The following is a 15,700-nucleotide window of genomic DNA, read 5'->3' on the forward strand; positions in this document are numbered from 1 at the left end:
GCCTGGCAGATCAAAAAGTGGAGCATGATGTTGCCCGAAAACCGCTGACAGTTTTCGGCATCATGCTCTAGACGCCGAGCGACTTCAGCTTGCGGTGCAGCGCCGAACGCTCCATGCCGACGAATTCGGCGGTGCGCGAGATATTGCCGCCGAAGCGGTTGATCTGGGCGATCAGATAATCCTTCTCGAACATCTCGCGGGCTTCGCGCAGCGGCAGCGTCATGATGTGATAGTCGTTCTTGGCGGAGACCTTCGGCAGCATGTCGCCGAGATCGGTCGGCAGCATGTCCGCGGTGATCGGTGCATCCGGCCCGTCGGTGCGGGCAAGGATCATCAGCCGCTCGATATTGTTGCGCAGCTGGCGGATATTGCCCGGCCAGTCATGGGCCTGCAGCACCGCCATGGCGTCGTCGCCGATGCGGCGCGGACGAATGCCGGCCTGCTCGGAAATCTGTCGCATCAGCTGGTCGACGAGGAAGGGAATATCCTCGCGCCGTTCGGCCAGCGCCGGCACGCGCACCGGCACGACGGCGAGGCGATGATAGAGATCCTCGCGGAACCATCCCTCGGTGATGCGGCTTTCGAGATTATAGGCAGTGGAGGAGATGATGCGGACATCGACCTTGACGCGCTTGGAGCCGCCGACGCGCTCGAACTGCTGATCGACCAGCACGCGCAGGATCTTGTTCTGCGTCTCGCGCGGCATCTCGCCGACTTCGTCGAGATAGAGGATGCCGCGATGGGCTTCCTCGAGCGCGCCGATCTTGCGCGCCTGGCCGGGCGTGCCCTCGGTGCCGAACAGCGCCACCTCCATGCGATCGGGCGTGATGTTGGCAGCGTTGATCGCCACGAAGGGACCATTGGCGCGGGTCGACTTCTTGTGGATCATCCGCGCCACCAGCTCCTTGCCGGAGCCGGATGCGCCGAGGATCATGATGCGGCTGTTGGTCGGCGAAACCTTCTCGATCGTCTGGCGCAACTGCGACACGGCGACCGAGGTGCCGATCAGCTCCAGGGCGTCGCCGGTGCGCCGTTTCAGCTCGGAGACCTCGCGCTTCAGCTTGGAATTCTCCAGCGCCCGTTCGGCGATCAGGATCAGCCGGTCGGCCTTGAAAGGCTTTTCGATAAAATCGAAGGCGCCGCGCTTGATCGCCGAGACGGCGGTTTCGATATTGCCATGGCCCGAGATCATCACGACGGGCAGATCCGGGTGGCGGGTCTTGATCTCGTCGAGCAGCGACAGACCATCGAGCTTGCTGCCCTGCATCCAGATATCGAGGAATATCAGCCGCGGCACACGATCGGAGATCGCGGCCAGCGCACTGTCGCTGTCATGGGCCGTGCGCGTTTCGTGCCCCTCGTCGGAGAGAATGCCGGAAACGATCTCGCGAATATCGTGCTCGTCGTCGACGACGAGAATATCAGAGGCCATAAACGCTTTCCTTGTCATTGGCTGCGGGAGAGGTGGGCGTCGAATCCCGGCGTGGCAGATGCACGCGGATCATGGCCCCTCTTCCCCGGTCAAAATCGGCGGGCGCATCGTGCAGCTCAAGCTGCCCGCCATGTTCTTCGATGATCTTCTTGACGATGGCGAGACCGAGGCCGGTGCCCTTCTCGCGCATCGTCATATAAGGTTCCAGAATGCTGTGGCGGTTCTCCACCGGCAGGCCGCGGCCATTGTCGATGACATCGACGGTGAAGCGGTCGCGGGCAGTATCGAGGGCGGCGCGAACGAGAATCTTGCGCTCGTCCCGTTCGTCGCTCGGAACGGCCTCGATCGCTTCTACGGCATTCTTGATCAGATTTCCGAAAGCCTGGCCGAGCATGCGGCTGTCGAACAGGCCCTCCAGCGGCTGGTCGCCGAAATCCTGCCCGAAGGTGACGTGGTTGTTGCCCATCTCGCGCAGGAAGATCGCGTCGCGCAGGATCTCGCGCAGGTCGCTCGGCTCCTTGGTCGGCTTCGGCATGCGGGCGAAGGCGGAGAATTCGTCGACCATGCGGCCGATATCGCCGACCTGGCGGATGATCGTATCCGTGCACTGGTCGAAGACGGTCCGGTCGCCCGGATCGATCTGCTTGCCGTAGCGGCGCTGGATGCGCTCGGCGGAAAGCTGGATCGGCGTCAGCGGATTCTTGATCTCATGGGCGATGCGCCGTGCGACGTCACCCCAGGCGGTCGAGCGCTGGGCGATGACGAGGTCAGTGATGTCGTCGAGCGTGATCACATAGGATTCGCTCATATCGCGCACTTCCTCGCGGGTGACCTGCACGCTCAGCGTCCGCACGGTGCCGCCGCGCACGAGCGCGATCTGCTTGCGGAAATCGCCGCGATGCCGCGACGCCGCTTCGGTCAGCACGTGATCGACCTCAGGCGCGATCTCGGCCAGCTGCTTGCCGAGCATCTCATCGGCCGACAGCGACATCAGCGTCTCGGCCGAACTGTTGACGATGGCAATGCGGCGGTCCTGCTCGACGCCGATGACGGCGGCGGTGACGCCCGACAGCACCGCTTCGATGAAGCGGCGGCGGTCGTCGACCTCATCCTTGGCTTCGAGGATCTCGTCGCGCTGGGTGCGGATTTCCGAGATCATCTTGTTGAAGGTGCGCGACAGATTGGCAACGTCGCCGTCGACGGCGTGCACCGGCACGACGATATCCATATTGCCCGACGCGACGCTGTCGGCCGCAGTGATCAGGAGCCGGATCGGCCGGACGATGCGGTCGGCCACCGCGATCGCGGTCCAGATCGCCGCGAGCAGCACGATCAGCGCGAAGCCGATATAGAGCACGGCGAAAGCGATCTGCAGCGAGAAGCGGTTGGCTTCCATCGAGCGATATTCGGTGGCGTTCTCTTCCATCATGCGCATGGCGCCCATGACCTTGGGATCGACGGCGCGCACCGTATAGAGGAAGGTGCCCTGGATGGCATCGAGCTTGATGATGGCGCCGACGAGGTTGGTGACGCCTGGCGGAATGAGCGTCGGCTGGCCGGCAGCAGCCTTCTCCAGCGCGTCCTGCGGAATGGCCGGCAACGGCTTTTCGGTGGTGATGTCGGCCTGGACGATCACCGAGCCGTCGCGCTCGACGAGGAAGGAGCCGAGCAGGCCGCGCCCCCTCGCCTGGCGCGTCATCAGGTCGGCAAAGCCCGTCCTGTCCAGGCTGTAGAGCGCGCGGTTGCGCTCCAGGTCGTTGGCCATGGAAACCGTCTGCCCCTGCAGATAGCTGGCGTTTTCCATCATATAGGCCTGGCCGATGTTGCGCGACGAGCTGACGATCGACTGGGTGCGCAGCGCAAACCAGCGGTCGAGGCCGGCATTCAGCGTGATGCTGGCAAAGATGGCGACGAGGATCGCCGGCGTGATCGCGACGATCGAGAAGAGCACGACGATGCGGATATGCAGGCGTGCGGCGGCCCGGCCACGGGTGCGCGCCTTGAGCAGCCTTGCCACCTCACGGGCGATCAGCGCCAGCAGCGTCAGGACGAAGAAGGAATTGACGATGACCGAGGTGATGACGACATGCGACGTCGGCGCGATCGGCGTGAGGCCGAGCAGCACAAACAGTGTCGCCGTGGCGCAGAGAAGCGCTCCACCGGCGAGCACCAGGCCGGGCACGGCGAAAAGGGCGCGGCGATCGGTCACCGTGGTCACCGCCTCGCCCGCCGCCGCCGGCGATACCCCATCCTGCGTCATTCGGCCTCTCTTCAGACGGCACCCGCCGCCCGCGCCATCCGATCGAACCCAAAGAACGCCGGCGAGAAAGCCAGCGCTGGAACGACTCGATCGGGAGCGAATGTCCAAAACCCTGCGTGACCTTTAAGCAACGCATTGTGGCGAAAATGCAACGCACGCCCTCACATTGTCAAGCCGCGGATGAACGTGGTCCCTCAGTAAGGAGAGTTGCCCACAGCCGACGCGGGGAGTTCGATGGGTGATCCCGCTCCCGCTGATTTGAGCATAGGCTATGCCGCGGTCAGCCCATGCGCTCCGATGCGTGGGAGCCCGGTGAAGCGGGGAATACGACTGTCTTGTTGCCGTTGATGAACACTCGGCCATGGATGTGGGCGTGGATGGCTCGGGCGAGTACCTGGCTTTCGACGTCGCGGCCGAGGCTCACATAGTCCTCGCCGCTCTGCGCATGCGTAACGCGGACGATATCCTGCTCGATGATCGGGCCTTCGTCGAGGTCTGCCGTCACGTAGTGCGACGTCGCGCCGATGAGCTTCACGCCCCGTTCGAACGCCTGCTTGTAAGGATTGGCGCCCTTGAAGCTCGGCAGGAAGGAGTGGTGAATATTGATGATCCTGCCGGACATCTTCCGGCACATTTCGTCGGACAGCACCTGCATATAGCGGGCCAGAACGACGAGTTCGGCTCCCGAGCCCTCGACGATCTGCATCTGTTTCGCCTCGGCCTCCGGCTTATTTTCCCCAGTGACCTTGATGCAGTGGAACGGGATGTCGTGGTTCACGACGATCCGCTGGTAATCCATGTGGTTGGAGATCACGCCGACGATGTCGATCGGAAGCGCCCCGATCCGCCAGCGGTAGAGAAGATCGTTCAGGCAGTGTCCGAAGCGGCTGACCATGAGGATCACCTTCTTCTTCTCGGTCTCGTCGAAGAATTCCGCGTTCGCCTCGAACTTGGCAGCGATCGGCTCGAAGCCGTCACGAAGCTGCTCCAGCGTATGTCCGTCCTGCGGCTGGAAGCTGATCCGCATGAAATATCTTCCGGTGTCCGCGTCATCGAATTGCGCACTGTCGGAGATATTGCAGCCGCTCTGCGACAGATAGGTGGCAATAGCGGCCGTCACGCCGCGGATTGACGGGCATGCCACACGAAGAGCGTAGCGAGGAACCGTGGTGGTCATATCTACTATCCTTGTTCTTCTCAGGCCGCGGCGACCATGGCGTGGTGACGGCGGAATGCCGTGAGCGTGTTGGACAGCAGGCATGCGATCGTCATCGGACCGACGCCGCCGGGCACGGGCGTGATGGCGCGCGCATGGCCGGCTTCGCCATATGCCACATCGCCGACGATCCGGGATTTTTCGCCGTCCTGGATCCGGTTGATGCCGACGTCGATCACGACGGCGCCAGGCTTGATCCAATCGCCGCGAACGAGACCCGCTCTACCGGCCGCGACGACAAGAATGTCGGCCGCCCGGCAAAGCTCCGCCGCGTTCTTTGTCTGCGAATGCACGACCGTGATGGTACAGTGTGCGTTCATCAGCATCTGCGCCATTGGCTTTCCAACGATATTGGACTTGCCGACGATCACGGCATGAAGGCCGGAGAGGCTTTCGCCGAGCGTCGCCTTGATAAGCATCATGCAGCCCAGAGGAGTGCAAGGAACCAGGGCCGGCTTGCCCGTCGCAAGGCGGCCGGCATTCGATATATGGAAGCCGTCGACATCCTTGTCGGGATTGATGGCCTGGATCACGGCATGTGGGTCGAGGTGCGCCGGCAGCGGCAACTGTACAAGAATTCCAGATACTTCCGGATCTTCATTGAGGCGATGCACGAGTTCTAGCAATTCGTCCTGCGAGGTTTCCGCCGCGAGCCGATACTCAAAGGAGTTCATACCTGCAGCGACCGTCTGACGCTGCTTTGAAGCCACGTAAATTGCGCTTGCCGGATCGTCGCCCACCAGAACGACGGCCAGACCGGGAACGGCGCCTGTCGTTGCCTTCAGGGTTTCGACATCGGCCTTGATGCGCTGGAGGAGTTCTGCGGCGTATTCTTTGCCGTCGATGTTCGCCGCGCGTGTGAATCTATCCATTCCCATGGGGTGCTCCATTGCATCCAAGCTCGACCAGCAGCCGTGCCGCGCCTTCGAAATGTCGGCACGGCATTTCCGCATTCTCAGTGACCGTAGACCGGGAACTTCTCGGTCAGTTCCGCGATCTTCGCTTTGGCCGCGCCGACGATCTCGTCCGCCTCGCCCTTCGTTTCGGCGTCGATAAGATCCGCGATGACGTGGCCGAGAACCCGGAATTCCTCTTCCTTCAGGCCGCGTGTCGTCGCTGCGGACGAACCGAGCCGCATGCCGACCCACTCCGGAGGACGGGGACTGTCGCCGGGGATCGGGTTCTTGTTGGAGGTGATGTTCGCCTTGGCGAGCAGCGTCTCGGCCTGCTTTCCAATCAGTCCCTTGCTCGACAGATCGAGCAGAACGATGTGGGTGTCGGTGCCGCCCGAAACGATGCGAACGCCACGATCCGCAAGCGTTTGCGCAAGGACCTTCGCATTAGCCACGACATGGCGAGCGTAGGCCTTGAAATCGTCGCGGAGAGCTTCGCCCAGGCAGATCGCCTTCGCAGCCAGGACGTTGCTGTGCAGCGACCCCTGGACGCCGGGAAACACGGCGGCTTGCAGCTTCTTGTACCATTCCTCATTGTTGGTGAGGATCAGGCCGCCACGCGGACCGCGCAGCGTCTTGGTGGTGGTGCAGGTCACGATGTCGGCATGCGGGAATGGCGAAGGATGAACGCCGCCTGCAACGAGGCCGGCGATGTGGGCCATATCGACCAGGAAGTAGGCACCGACCCTCTTGGCGATCCCCGACATGCGCTCGAAGTCGAGTTCGCGCGGATATGCGGAGCCACCGGTGATCAGCAGCTTCGGGCGGATCTCTTCCGCGATTCGTTCCATCTCATCAAAGTCGATGACCTCGTTCTGCGGATTGACGCTGTAATTGGCGGCGTCGAACCAGCGGCCCGAGAGGTTCGCCTTCATGCCGTGCGACAGGTGCCCGCCGGCCGCGAGGTCCAGCGAAAGGACCTTTTCGCCCGGCTTCAAAAGCAGGAAGAAGACGGCAAGGTTGGCCTGTGTCCCCGAGTGCGGCTGGACGTTGGCATAACCGCAGCTGAAGAGCTGCTTCGCCCGGTCGATCGCGGCCTGCTCTGCAATGTCGACAAACTGTCCGCCACCGTGAAAACGGTTGCCCGGATAACCTTCGAGCGTCTTGTTGGTGATCTCGTGCCCCAAGGCGTCCAGAACCGCGCGGCTGACGATATTCTCCGAGGCGATGAGTTCAATCTGGTTCTGCTGTCGGGCCCGCTCGGCGGCGAGAGCATCGGCGACAAGTGGATCAGCCTCTTCGACGGTGGTGTTGAAATGCACCCTTGCAGCGTTGGTCATCTGAGTTCTCCAAATCTCGAAATTTGTGAGGACCCTAGATCGAGCAACACACCAGAAAAAGTTAATATTATTTGCTTATACGTTCAGACGCGCTAATGATTCCGCCGAACTGAGGAGATTGTTATGGACATCGGACGTCTGCGGGCAGTGCGCGAACTATCCATCCGCAAGACCATGGCCGCGGTGGCAGAAGCCTTGCACGTTTCCCCTTCGGCGGTGTCGCAACAAATTGCGCTTCTCGAAGAAGAGGTCGGTATTCGGCTCGTCGAGCGACGCGGCCGGGGCGTGGTGATGACACCTGCCGGCCAGCAGCTGGTGCTGCGAGCGGAGAAAATTCTCATCGAAATCGAATCGGCGAAAGCAGACATCGCCGAATTGAAAAGCGTCGTTTCCGGAGAGCTCCGGGTGGCTGCTTTCCCTTCCGTAGCCGCCGCCGTCATTCCAAAGGTCGTCTATGACTTAGCCGAACGACACCCGCACCTCACCGTTCAATTCGAAGAAATGGAGCCGGCCGAAAGCGTTGCCGCGCTGCGGAGCTGGCAGACGGATGTCGCGATTATCGATGACCTGAACATGCCGACCGGCGCGCTCGATCCCAATATCGAGACGATCTTCCTGATGGAGGACGTCTTCAACGTCATGGTCTCCAAGGATCACAGGCTCTCGGAACGGCCGACCGTTGGCCTGCACGAGCTTCGGGAGGAACGCTGGGCGATCGATACCGCTTCCGACACCTATACGAGGATGCTGGTGGAGGCCTGTCAGGAAGACGGTTTCAAGCCTAACATCGTGGCGAGGTGCAAAGGGTTCGAGGTGACCATCGCCCTGATCCGGCAGAATTACGGCATCTCGATCCTGCCCGGCCTGCGCGCCAGCTACGATCTCGAAGACGTCTGGGTCTGCAGGCTCGTTCCAGAAATCCGCCGGAAAATATTTCTCGCCTTCCGGAAAGAGGAAAAGCGCAGTCCGGCTCTCCAGGCATTCCTGGACCGAATGGCGGAGAAGCCGCCGCTCTCCTGATCGAGCGCGCCAGCGCTCCGCGAGCGCCTCGTCGGTAAATGCCGCTTCACCGATACCGCATCGTTTCGCGCCTCGACCACGCGAGTGGCCCCAATCGTATTGTTTTGCCTGCGTGGCCAACGACGGCATCAGACATTCCAATGGTATGGATGCCGTAGAAAACAACAGATTTACTAATGTATCACCTCAGGAGAATTAAGTAGATTTGAAGAGACCCCACCCCTACTTTCGGTCTGCCAATTGATGGGACTGGGAGCCGGGATCGCGCCCAGACCTTGGCCAATATGGGAACGACGCGTTCAGAATGGCGACAATGCCACCAGCGTCTGACCGAACCTTCGATCGAGCCATCGCTCATTGATTTGGCGTCCATCCTATGCGGTCCGAAAGGGGAACTTCGATGAAACTACTGAAAATCCTGACTGCCGGCGTTTTCGCGGGCGTGGCGTTCACAGCGGCCCATGCTTCCGCTTCCGTTCTGGACACGGTCAAGCAGCGCGGCGTGCTTAACTGCGGCACCGACAACACTGCTCCGGGCTTCGGCTATCTCAATACCACGACCGGACAGATGGAAGGGCTCGACGTCGACTTCTGCAAGGCGGTCGCAGCCAGTGTTCTTGGCGATGCTGCGAAAATCAAGTTCATCACGGTGACCGACAAAAGCCGCTTTGACGCCGTCCTGACGGGTCAGGTCGACGTGGTCTTTGCCCACACCACAATCAAACCCGCGCGTGAATCGTCGATCGCCATCGATTTCCTCCCCATCAACTTCTACGACGGCACCGGCCTCATGGTGAAAGCTGATGCCGGGATCAAGGAATTCGCAGATCTCGATGGTGCAACGATCTGCACCACGCAGGGATCGGCGACCGAGACTGTTCTGGCTGCTGCCTTTAAGGCCCGTGGCTGGAAGGATTCCAAGGTTCTGACCTACGAAAATCTCGAGAAGCTTTTCTCCGCTCTCAACTCGGGTCGCTGCAACGCGATGAGCACCGACAAATCAGCACTTGCCGCCTGGGCAGGGAATGCACCAAAGCCCGCCGACTATCTGATCCTTCCGGACACGCTGGACAAATCCCCGTTCGGCGGCTTCGTGGTCGCCAACGACTCCAAGTGGCGCAACGCGCTCCGCTGGATCGAATACGGCCTCTTCCAGGCCGAAGAATCCGGGATCACCCAGGCTAATTTGGCCGAAAAGCTGAAGAGCGAAGACCCCTTCGTTCAGAAGTTCCTCGGCAGCAACGGCGGCAGCTACGGCAAGGACTTCGGCCTCTCCGACGACTTCATTGCTCAGGCAATCAAGGCTGTCGGCAACTACGGTGAGGCCTACGATCGCAACCTGGGGCCGAAGACCAAGATGTATCTCGACCGCAAGGGCACGCCGAACGCCCTGTGGATGCAGGGTGGCGCCATCTACTCGCCGCTCTGGAACTGATGCTGGCCGGGGGTCGGGACCGTGCAAAGGTTTCGACCCCAAGCACTTGGAGCCTGAACATGACAATCCACGAAACGAGTGCGATCCATGGCATGGTCGAGAGCGATAGCCTGAAGTCGCGGCGCCTGCGCAATCGCATCCGGCACGAGGCGATCCAGTTGGGCATCGTCGGTCTGGTCGTGGTGCTGCTTGGCATCCTGGCCTACGCGGTCAAGGCGGGCCTTTCCGAGAAAGGCATACGGTTCAGCTTCTCGTTCCTGGCCAACACCGCCGGCTTCGACATCAGCGAAGGATGGACGCTGACATCCGGTGCAGGCGTCGTCCCCGGCCTCTCCCAGTTCTCTTCGGAAATGTCGGTCGCGTCGGCCTTCGTCACAGGTATCTTCAACACCGCGAAGGTCGCGCTACTCGCAATCGCCCTCAGCACGATCCTCGGAACGCTGCTCGGCGTCGGCCGTCTCTCGACCAACTGGGTGGTGAGAAACCTGTGTTTCTGGATCGTAGAATTCGTACGCAACACGCCACTGCTCATACAGCTCGTCTTCTGGTACTTCGCGGTCGTACTGCGCTTTCCTCCAATGGCGTCCGCAGCGAAGCTTTACGGCGGTCTTATCGTCAGCCAACAAGGCATATACGTTCCCACCTTGTCCTGGAGCGGCGGCGTATCCACCCTTTCGCTCATCCTCGTCACCGCCACATGGGTCTCGGTTCTAGGAGCAGTGTTCGACCCCATCCGTGGAATGCGGCGGATATGCATCGCTGCGGCGGTGGTCTGCTTCGGGCTATTGATCGCAACCGGCGGAATGACCGTCGATTTTCCCGTCGCCAACAAGTTCAAGGCCAGCGGCGGAACCAGCATAAGCCCTGAGATGGCGGCTCTCCTGCTTGCCGTCGTCGTGAACAGCGCTTCCTTCATCGCAGAGATAGTCCGCGGCGCGATCGACGCTCTTCCCAAGTCCCAGTGGGAAGCAGCGGGGTCGCTGGGCTTCAGCCGGCGCGACACCGTCAACGACATCGTCCTTCCTCAGGTATTCCGCGTCGTTCTCCCCTCTTTCGGGAACCAGTATATCAGCCTGACCAAGAATACCGCGCTCGGGATCGCGGTCGGATACCCGGACCTGTTCAACATCTATGGAACGATCGCCAATCAGACCGGCCACAGCCTCGAAGGCATCATCATCGTCATGGCGTCCTACCTGATCGTCAGCTGGATCATCAGTTCGGCCGTGTACTGGGCGAACCGCCGTCTCAACCCAATGGGAGTGTCGCGATGATCACCACCTCGATGAAGTGGACCCGTCACAACCTCTTTGGAAAGCCTTTCGACGCCGTCCTGTCGCTGCTGGTCATCCCAAGCGTTCTCTGGCTCGCCTATTCCATCTTTGACTGGGCGCTCACCACGGCAAGGTGGGACATCATCGCAGCGAGCCTGCGGGTATTGATGATCGGCGTGTTTCCAGCCGATCAGGCGTGGCGCGCATGGACGGCTTCGGCGATCATAGGAGCAATACTCGGCGCCGGCCTCGGCTGCGTGTTTTCGTTCAAGCCTCACCACGGTCTCGTGCTCGTTCTCCCAGCGTTGCTGCTTTCGATCGTCGATCATGGCGATCTGGGCAATGCACTGCCTGCCTTCGGCGTCGTCGTTGCGACCATGCTGGGCTGGGTGCTGACGTCCTACGTGCCATTGTCCAGGAGCGTGATGCCTGCCGCGGCATTCACGGGTTTCATCATCGTTGTGGCGGTCATGGCCCCTCCGGGCGTGGGGCTCTGGGGCGGACTTCTTCTCAGCATCCTGCTGACGCTCGTGACTTCGGTCCTGTCTTTGCCGATCGGCATCCTGCTCGCCTTCGGACGGCAGAGCCGGCTCTCAAGTCTGCGGATCATCTGCACCTGGTACATCGAGGTCATGCGGTCGGTCCCGCTCATCCTCGTCGTCTACTGGATCTGGATCCTCATGCCGGTCCTTGCGCCTCAGTGGGGACTGGCCGACGTCGCGCGCGGCATGATCGGGTTCACGATCTTCTATTCCGCCTACGTCGCCGAATACGTTCGGAGCGGCCTTCAGGCGGTTCCCCGCGCCCAGACCGAGGCGGCCAGGTCTCTCGGCATGAGCGAATTCGACATCAACCGCTCGATCGTTCTGCCACAGGCGCTCCGGGTCGTGGTCGCTCCGCTGGTCGGCAATGTGCTCGACATCTTCAACTCCGCACCACTCGTCTTCATCATCGGGCTGACGGATTTTCTCCGCGCCGGGCAGATGATCCTGGCGAACCCACAATATGGCGACCGGACCTTCGAAGTCCTCTCGTTCCTGCTCATCACCTATTTCCTGGTCGGCTCGCTGATCACCTATGCCGCCAGAAAGCTCGAAGACCATATGGCAACGAGCACCCGGTGAGCCGATGCAACACGGAGACATCACGATGAACGCCATCGTCGAAATGAAAAGCGTGAACAAGTTCTACGGCGCTCACCATGTGCTGAAGGACATCGATCTCGCCGTCACACGCGGTGAAGTCATGGTCATACTCGGGGCCAGCGGTTCAGGAAAATCGACCCTCATCCGGTGCGTCAACGGCCTCGAAATGTACCAGAATGGCAGCCTCTTCGTGGACGGCTATAAAATGCCCGTCGAGGCGGACCGGAAGCTTGGCGGGGAACGCGAACTCGTGACGATCCGCAAGGGCGTCGGCATGGTATTCCAGCAGTTCGGTCTGTTCCCGCACAAGACTGTGCTGGACAATATCACCATCGCGCCGATGCGGGTTCGTAAAAAATCGCGGGAAGACGCCGAAGCGACCGCTATGAAGCTTCTCGACCGCGTCGGTCTCAGGGCGCACGCCCACAAATATCCAGGTCAACTGTCCGGCGGCCAGCAGCAACGCGTTGCCATTGCGCGCTCACTCGCCATGGAGCCGCATCTGATGTTGTTTGACGAGCCTACGAGCGCGCTCGATCCGGAAATGGTCGGCGAAGTCCTTGATGTCATGCGGGAGCTTGCCGCAGAAGGCATGACGATGATGGTCGTGACCCACGAAATGGGGTTCGCAAGAGAGGTCGCCGACCGCGTCGTGTACATCGACCAAGGTTCGATCATCGAGGTCGGGAAGCCGGACGAGTTCTTCGACAATCCGAAAAACGAACGCGCTCGCTCATTCCTCGCACGCGTCCTAAAACACTGACCGCCACAACGCAGACCGGCTCACGAACACTGGAAATCCACATGAACACAATACTGCCCGCAGAACCCGCTCGAGACGATGTTCTCGCGGGCCGCCCCACCCTCTGGGTCAATCCCTCCTATCGGAAACGGGCGATCGACACTTCAGACCTGCCGGTTTCACGGGACGACGTACAGATTGCGCGCCTGAACTGGCAGGGCCTGGCGCCGCTTCTTGCCGAATGCTTTCCGGAACTGAAGGATTCGGACGGCGAGATCCGCTCCGAACTGGTGGAGCTCAACGAACTCCGCGAGGCGCTCGGCTATCGAACGAGAGAGTTCGGCAATGTTTTTATCAAGGCTGACAGCCACCTGCCGGTCGCCGGCTCGATCAAGGCTCGCGGCGGCGTCTATGAGGTTTTCCTGTTTGCCGAGAATCTCGCCCGTCAGAACGGACTGCTCGGCGATGGCGAAGATATCCGCAAGCTGGCAGCGGAGGAGGCCCGCTCGTTATTCTCCGGCTATACCGTGGCGGTGGGCAGCACCGGCAATCTGGGCCTGAGCGTCGGCATTGCCGCGCGGGCCCTGGGCTTCAAAGCCACGGTTCACATGTCTTCCGACGCGAAGGCCTGGAAAGTCGAGCGCCTCCGGCGGCTTGGAGTGGAAGTCATCCAGCACGAAGCGGATTATACGAGTGCGGTCGAAAACGCCCGCGACATAGCCGACGCCGATCCGACGATCTATTTCGTCGACGACGAACAATCGCAGCACCTGTTCCTCGGTTATAGCGCAGCGGCGTCGGAGCTGGCAGCGCAGCTCGACGAGCGTGGGATAACGATCGACGAGGAAAATCCCCTATTCCTTTACCTTCCGTGCGGCATCGGTGGAGCGCCGGGCGGTGTTGCCTTCGGTGCCAAAGCGATCTTCGGCGACAATGTGCACGCGTTCTTCGTCGAGCCGGTTCAGTCGCCCTGTGCCCTCGTCCATATGATGTCGGGTTCGCAGGAGCTGGTGTCGGTTTATGACGTCGGCCTGACGAACAAGACCGAAGCCGATGGCATGGCCGTCGCCCGTATGTCGGCCTTCGTCGCCAAGGTGATGCGCGAGATGCTCGCCGGCGTCTACACGGCCGCCGACGACGATCTGTTCAAGCTGCTTCGCATGGCATGGATCACCCAAAGACAAAAGCTGGAGCCCTCTGCCGCCGCCGCCTTGCTCGGCCCGCACTTCCTCGTGCACCATGGGGAAGGTCGGCGCTTCCAGGCAGAACAGGGCATCGAGGAGAAGATGTCGCGGGCGACGCACATCCTCTGGACGACGGGCGGCTCATTCGTTCCGGAGGAGCAGTTCCAGAACTTCCTTCGTCAGGCCGAAGCCGTCGCTTAGTTCCATCCGCATGATGCCACAGGCACGGAACAAGAACGTTCCGCGCCTGCAGTCTCCGCTTCGGTTGCGCGACGGGCGTTAGAATCGACGCGGGCCTTCCGGCTTGTTTCCAACGATCGTGTCGATCCGGCCCATGACTTCAGGCGTCATCTTCTGCCTGTGCGAAAGGGCCGCGAGATTGTCCTGCAACTGGCTGGCGCGCGAGGCGCCGAGAATGACGGTGGAGACGTTGCGATTGGCGAGGCACCACAACAAAGCGAGATGGGTGATCGACAGGCCGATCTCGTCGGCGAGCTTTGCAAGTTCGCCCACTTGCTTGAGCTGGGCGCGGCCGGCATCGCTGGACCATTTCTCCTTCAGCCATTCGTAGCCCGGCAGGTTCATCCGGCTGTCAGCCGGCACACCGTTATTGTATTTGCCGGTCAGGACGCCCGAGGCGAGCGGCGACCAGATCGTGGTGCCGAGGCCGATCAGGTCGTAAAGCGGGAGATAGTCGGATTCGACCTTCTGGCGTTCGAAGATATTGTACTGCGGCTGCTCCATGGTCGGCGGCGTGATGCGGAGGTCGCGGGCCACAGCGTAGGCTTCCGTCAATTGCTGCGCGGACCATTCCGATGTTCCCCAGTAAAGCACCTTGCCCTGAGCGACGAGATCGTGCATCGCCCGGACCGTTTCCTCGATCGGCGTGTCGATATCCGGGCGATGGCAGAAATAGAGGTCGAGATAATCGACCTGAAGTCTCTTCAGCGCGGCATGGCAGGCATCGGTCACGTGCTTGCGCGACAGGCCGCGCTGCGTCGGCTTCTGGCCGCCCCAGAAGACCTTGCTCGAGACGACGAAGCTGTCGCGGCTCCAGCCAAGCGACTTCAGCGCCTCGCCCATGACGACCTCGGACTTGCCGCTTTCGTAACCTTCGGCATTGTCGAAGAAGTTTACCCCGTTGTCATAGGCAAGCTTCATCAGGTCGACGGCGTCGCCTCCATGGACCTGCTTGCCGAACGTGACCCATGAACCGAAGGAGAACTCGCTCACCTGCAGACCCGACTTTCCCAAACGACGATATTCCATCATGCAGCTCCCGAAAAATGTGCCGGCCGGTCGCCGGCATTGCGCGATCGATCGACGACCGACTCGCGTAATTTATGGCAGAGGCGCCGATATGCGAGGACTTTCCTCAAAGAAAAAGGGCGCTCGACGACATAAGTCGGAGCGCCCGTAGCATGCAGTCGACGACGTTTGCGGCGGAGGTCGACAGCAGCAGAGGGAGATGACGAGATTCGGAACGGATTGGCAACATGCAAGTGGATCAGCGACGTTATCACCCCCTGATAATCCACCTATTATCCACAGCTTATCCACAGGCGCGGCGGCTACGACCGCAGCAACTTCAATGACATTCGCCCGACGGCAAACCGCACGTCGCAAATGCTCTGTGACCGTTGAATGACACTGCGCTTTTGTTTGCCCGCCCGGATATAAACCCCGACCCGGCTCGGCTAGATTCAATTATCTTCCCGACCGTGGCGGCGGACGCCGGGAGGAAGTGGGCGGTGGGCAA

At 61.1% G+C, this 15,700-nt stretch carries 12 protein-coding genes; 6 read left to right on the forward strand and 6 right to left on the reverse strand.

Annotated features, from left to right (window positions below):
• Window positions 1-67: 67 nt before the first annotated feature.
• The 5 genes from FHX14_RS08915 to glyA all read right to left on the reverse strand — a co-directional run bounded on the left by FHX14_RS08915 (window position 68) and on the right by glyA (window position 7,141).
• Window positions 68-1,432 (reverse strand): sigma-54 dependent transcriptional regulator, encoded by a 1,365-nt coding sequence (locus FHX14_RS08915; protein ID WP_003586617.1) that lies wholly within the window; start codon window positions 1,430-1,432, stop codon window positions 68-70.
• A complete protein-coding gene (locus tag FHX14_RS08920; protein ID WP_003586618.1) occupies window positions 1,422-3,692 on the reverse strand; it encodes a PAS domain-containing sensor histidine kinase in 2,271 nt (756 codons plus the stop codon). Before FHX14_RS08920 ends, FHX14_RS08915 begins: the two co-directional genes overlap by 11 nt.
• Window positions 3,693-3,972: 280 nt before the next feature.
• Window positions 3,973-4,869: a formyltetrahydrofolate deformylase gene (gene purU, locus FHX14_RS08925; protein WP_184376903.1), complete on the reverse strand. Its 897-nt coding sequence runs from the start codon at window positions 4,867-4,869 to the stop codon at window positions 3,973-3,975.
• A 20-nt stretch (window positions 4,870-4,889) separates the two neighbouring features.
• Window positions 4,890-5,786 (reverse strand): bifunctional methylenetetrahydrofolate dehydrogenase/methenyltetrahydrofolate cyclohydrolase FolD, encoded by an 897-nt coding sequence (folD, locus tag FHX14_RS08930; RefSeq protein WP_184377024.1) that lies wholly within the window; start codon window positions 5,784-5,786, stop codon window positions 4,890-4,892.
• A gap of 77 nt (window positions 5,787-5,863) precedes the next feature.
• The gene (gene glyA, locus FHX14_RS08935) at window positions 5,864-7,141 is read right to left on the reverse strand and encodes a serine hydroxymethyltransferase (RefSeq protein ID WP_184376904.1); all 1,278 of its coding nucleotides are present in this window, start codon (window positions 7,139-7,141) and stop codon (window positions 5,864-5,866) included.
• A 123-nt stretch (window positions 7,142-7,264) separates the two neighbouring features.
• Between glyA and FHX14_RS08940 the strand changes: the two genes are divergently transcribed.
• From FHX14_RS08940 to FHX14_RS08965, 6 genes are all read left to right on the forward strand, one after another.
• The gene (locus tag FHX14_RS08940) at window positions 7,265-8,161 is read left to right on the forward strand and encodes a LysR substrate-binding domain-containing protein (protein WP_184376905.1); all 897 of its coding nucleotides are present in this window, start codon (window positions 7,265-7,267) and stop codon (window positions 8,159-8,161) included.
• Window positions 8,162-8,561: 400 nt separating this feature from the next.
• Window positions 8,562-9,596: a transporter substrate-binding domain-containing protein gene (locus FHX14_RS08945; protein ID WP_184376906.1), complete on the forward strand. Its 1,035-nt coding sequence runs from the start codon at window positions 8,562-8,564 to the stop codon at window positions 9,594-9,596.
• Between the two features lie 92 nt (window positions 9,597-9,688).
• Window positions 9,689-10,870, forward strand: coding sequence for an ABC transporter permease subunit (locus tag FHX14_RS08950; RefSeq protein WP_246713369.1), 1,182 nt, complete (start codon window positions 9,689-9,691; stop codon window positions 10,868-10,870).
• On the forward strand, window positions 10,867-11,994 hold the full coding sequence (locus FHX14_RS08955; protein ID WP_184376907.1) for an amino acid ABC transporter permease: 1,128 nt from the start codon (window positions 10,867-10,869) through the stop codon (window positions 11,992-11,994). Before FHX14_RS08950 ends, FHX14_RS08955 begins: the two co-directional genes overlap by 4 nt.
• A 25-nt stretch (window positions 11,995-12,019) precedes the next feature.
• Entirely contained in the window at window positions 12,020-12,778 is a 759-nt protein-coding gene (locus tag FHX14_RS08960) for an amino acid ABC transporter ATP-binding protein (protein WP_210300988.1), read from the forward strand.
• A 41-nt stretch (window positions 12,779-12,819) separates the two neighbouring features.
• Window positions 12,820-14,142, forward strand: coding sequence for a D-serine ammonia-lyase (locus tag FHX14_RS08965; protein WP_184376908.1), 1,323 nt, complete (start codon window positions 12,820-12,822; stop codon window positions 14,140-14,142).
• A 78-nt stretch (window positions 14,143-14,220) separates the two neighbouring features.
• Here the strand turns inward: FHX14_RS08965 and FHX14_RS08970 are convergent, their stop codons facing one another.
• Entirely contained in the window at window positions 14,221-15,210 is a 990-nt protein-coding gene (locus FHX14_RS08970; RefSeq protein ID WP_184376909.1) for an aldo/keto reductase, read from the reverse strand.
• Between the last annotated feature and the right edge of the window lie 490 nt (window positions 15,211-15,700).

Origin of the sequence: Rhizobium sp. BK619, assembly GCF_014195245.1 — a bacterium.
Lineage (GTDB): Bacteria > Pseudomonadota > Alphaproteobacteria > Rhizobiales > Rhizobiaceae > Rhizobium > Rhizobium acidisoli.

Coding starts and splice junctions, on each gene's coding strand:
- FHX14_RS08955 (WP_184376907.1), top strand. CDS start 10,867: ATGATCACCACCTCGATGAAGTGGACCCGTCACAACCTCTTTGGAAAG.
- purU (WP_184376903.1), bottom strand. CDS start 4,869: ATGACCACCACGGTTCCTCGCTACGCTCTTCGTGTGGCATGCCCGTCA.
- FHX14_RS08940 (WP_184376905.1), top strand. CDS start 7,265: ATGGACATCGGACGTCTGCGGGCAGTGCGCGAACTATCCATCCGCAAG.
- glyA (WP_184376904.1), bottom strand. CDS start 7,141: ATGACCAACGCTGCAAGGGTGCATTTCAACACCACCGTCGAAGAGGCT.
- FHX14_RS08960 (WP_210300988.1), top strand. CDS start 12,020: ATGAACGCCATCGTCGAAATGAAAAGCGTGAACAAGTTCTACGGCGCT.
- FHX14_RS08945 (WP_184376906.1), top strand. CDS start 8,562: ATGAAACTACTGAAAATCCTGACTGCCGGCGTTTTCGCGGGCGTGGCG.
- FHX14_RS08920 (WP_003586618.1), bottom strand. CDS start 3,692: ATGACGCAGGATGGGGTATCGCCGGCGGCGGCGGGCGAGGCGGTGACC.
- folD (WP_184377024.1), bottom strand. CDS start 5,786: ATGGGAATGGATAGATTCACACGCGCGGCGAACATCGACGGCAAAGAA.
- FHX14_RS08915 (WP_003586617.1), bottom strand. CDS start 1,432: ATGGCCTCTGATATTCTCGTCGTCGACGACGAGCACGATATTCGCGAG.
- FHX14_RS08965 (WP_184376908.1), top strand. CDS start 12,820: ATGAACACAATACTGCCCGCAGAACCCGCTCGAGACGATGTTCTCGCG.
- FHX14_RS08970 (WP_184376909.1), bottom strand. CDS start 15,210: ATGGAATATCGTCGTTTGGGAAAGTCGGGTCTGCAGGTGAGCGAGTTC.
- FHX14_RS08950 (WP_246713369.1), top strand. CDS start 9,689: ATGGTCGAGAGCGATAGCCTGAAGTCGCGGCGCCTGCGCAATCGCATC.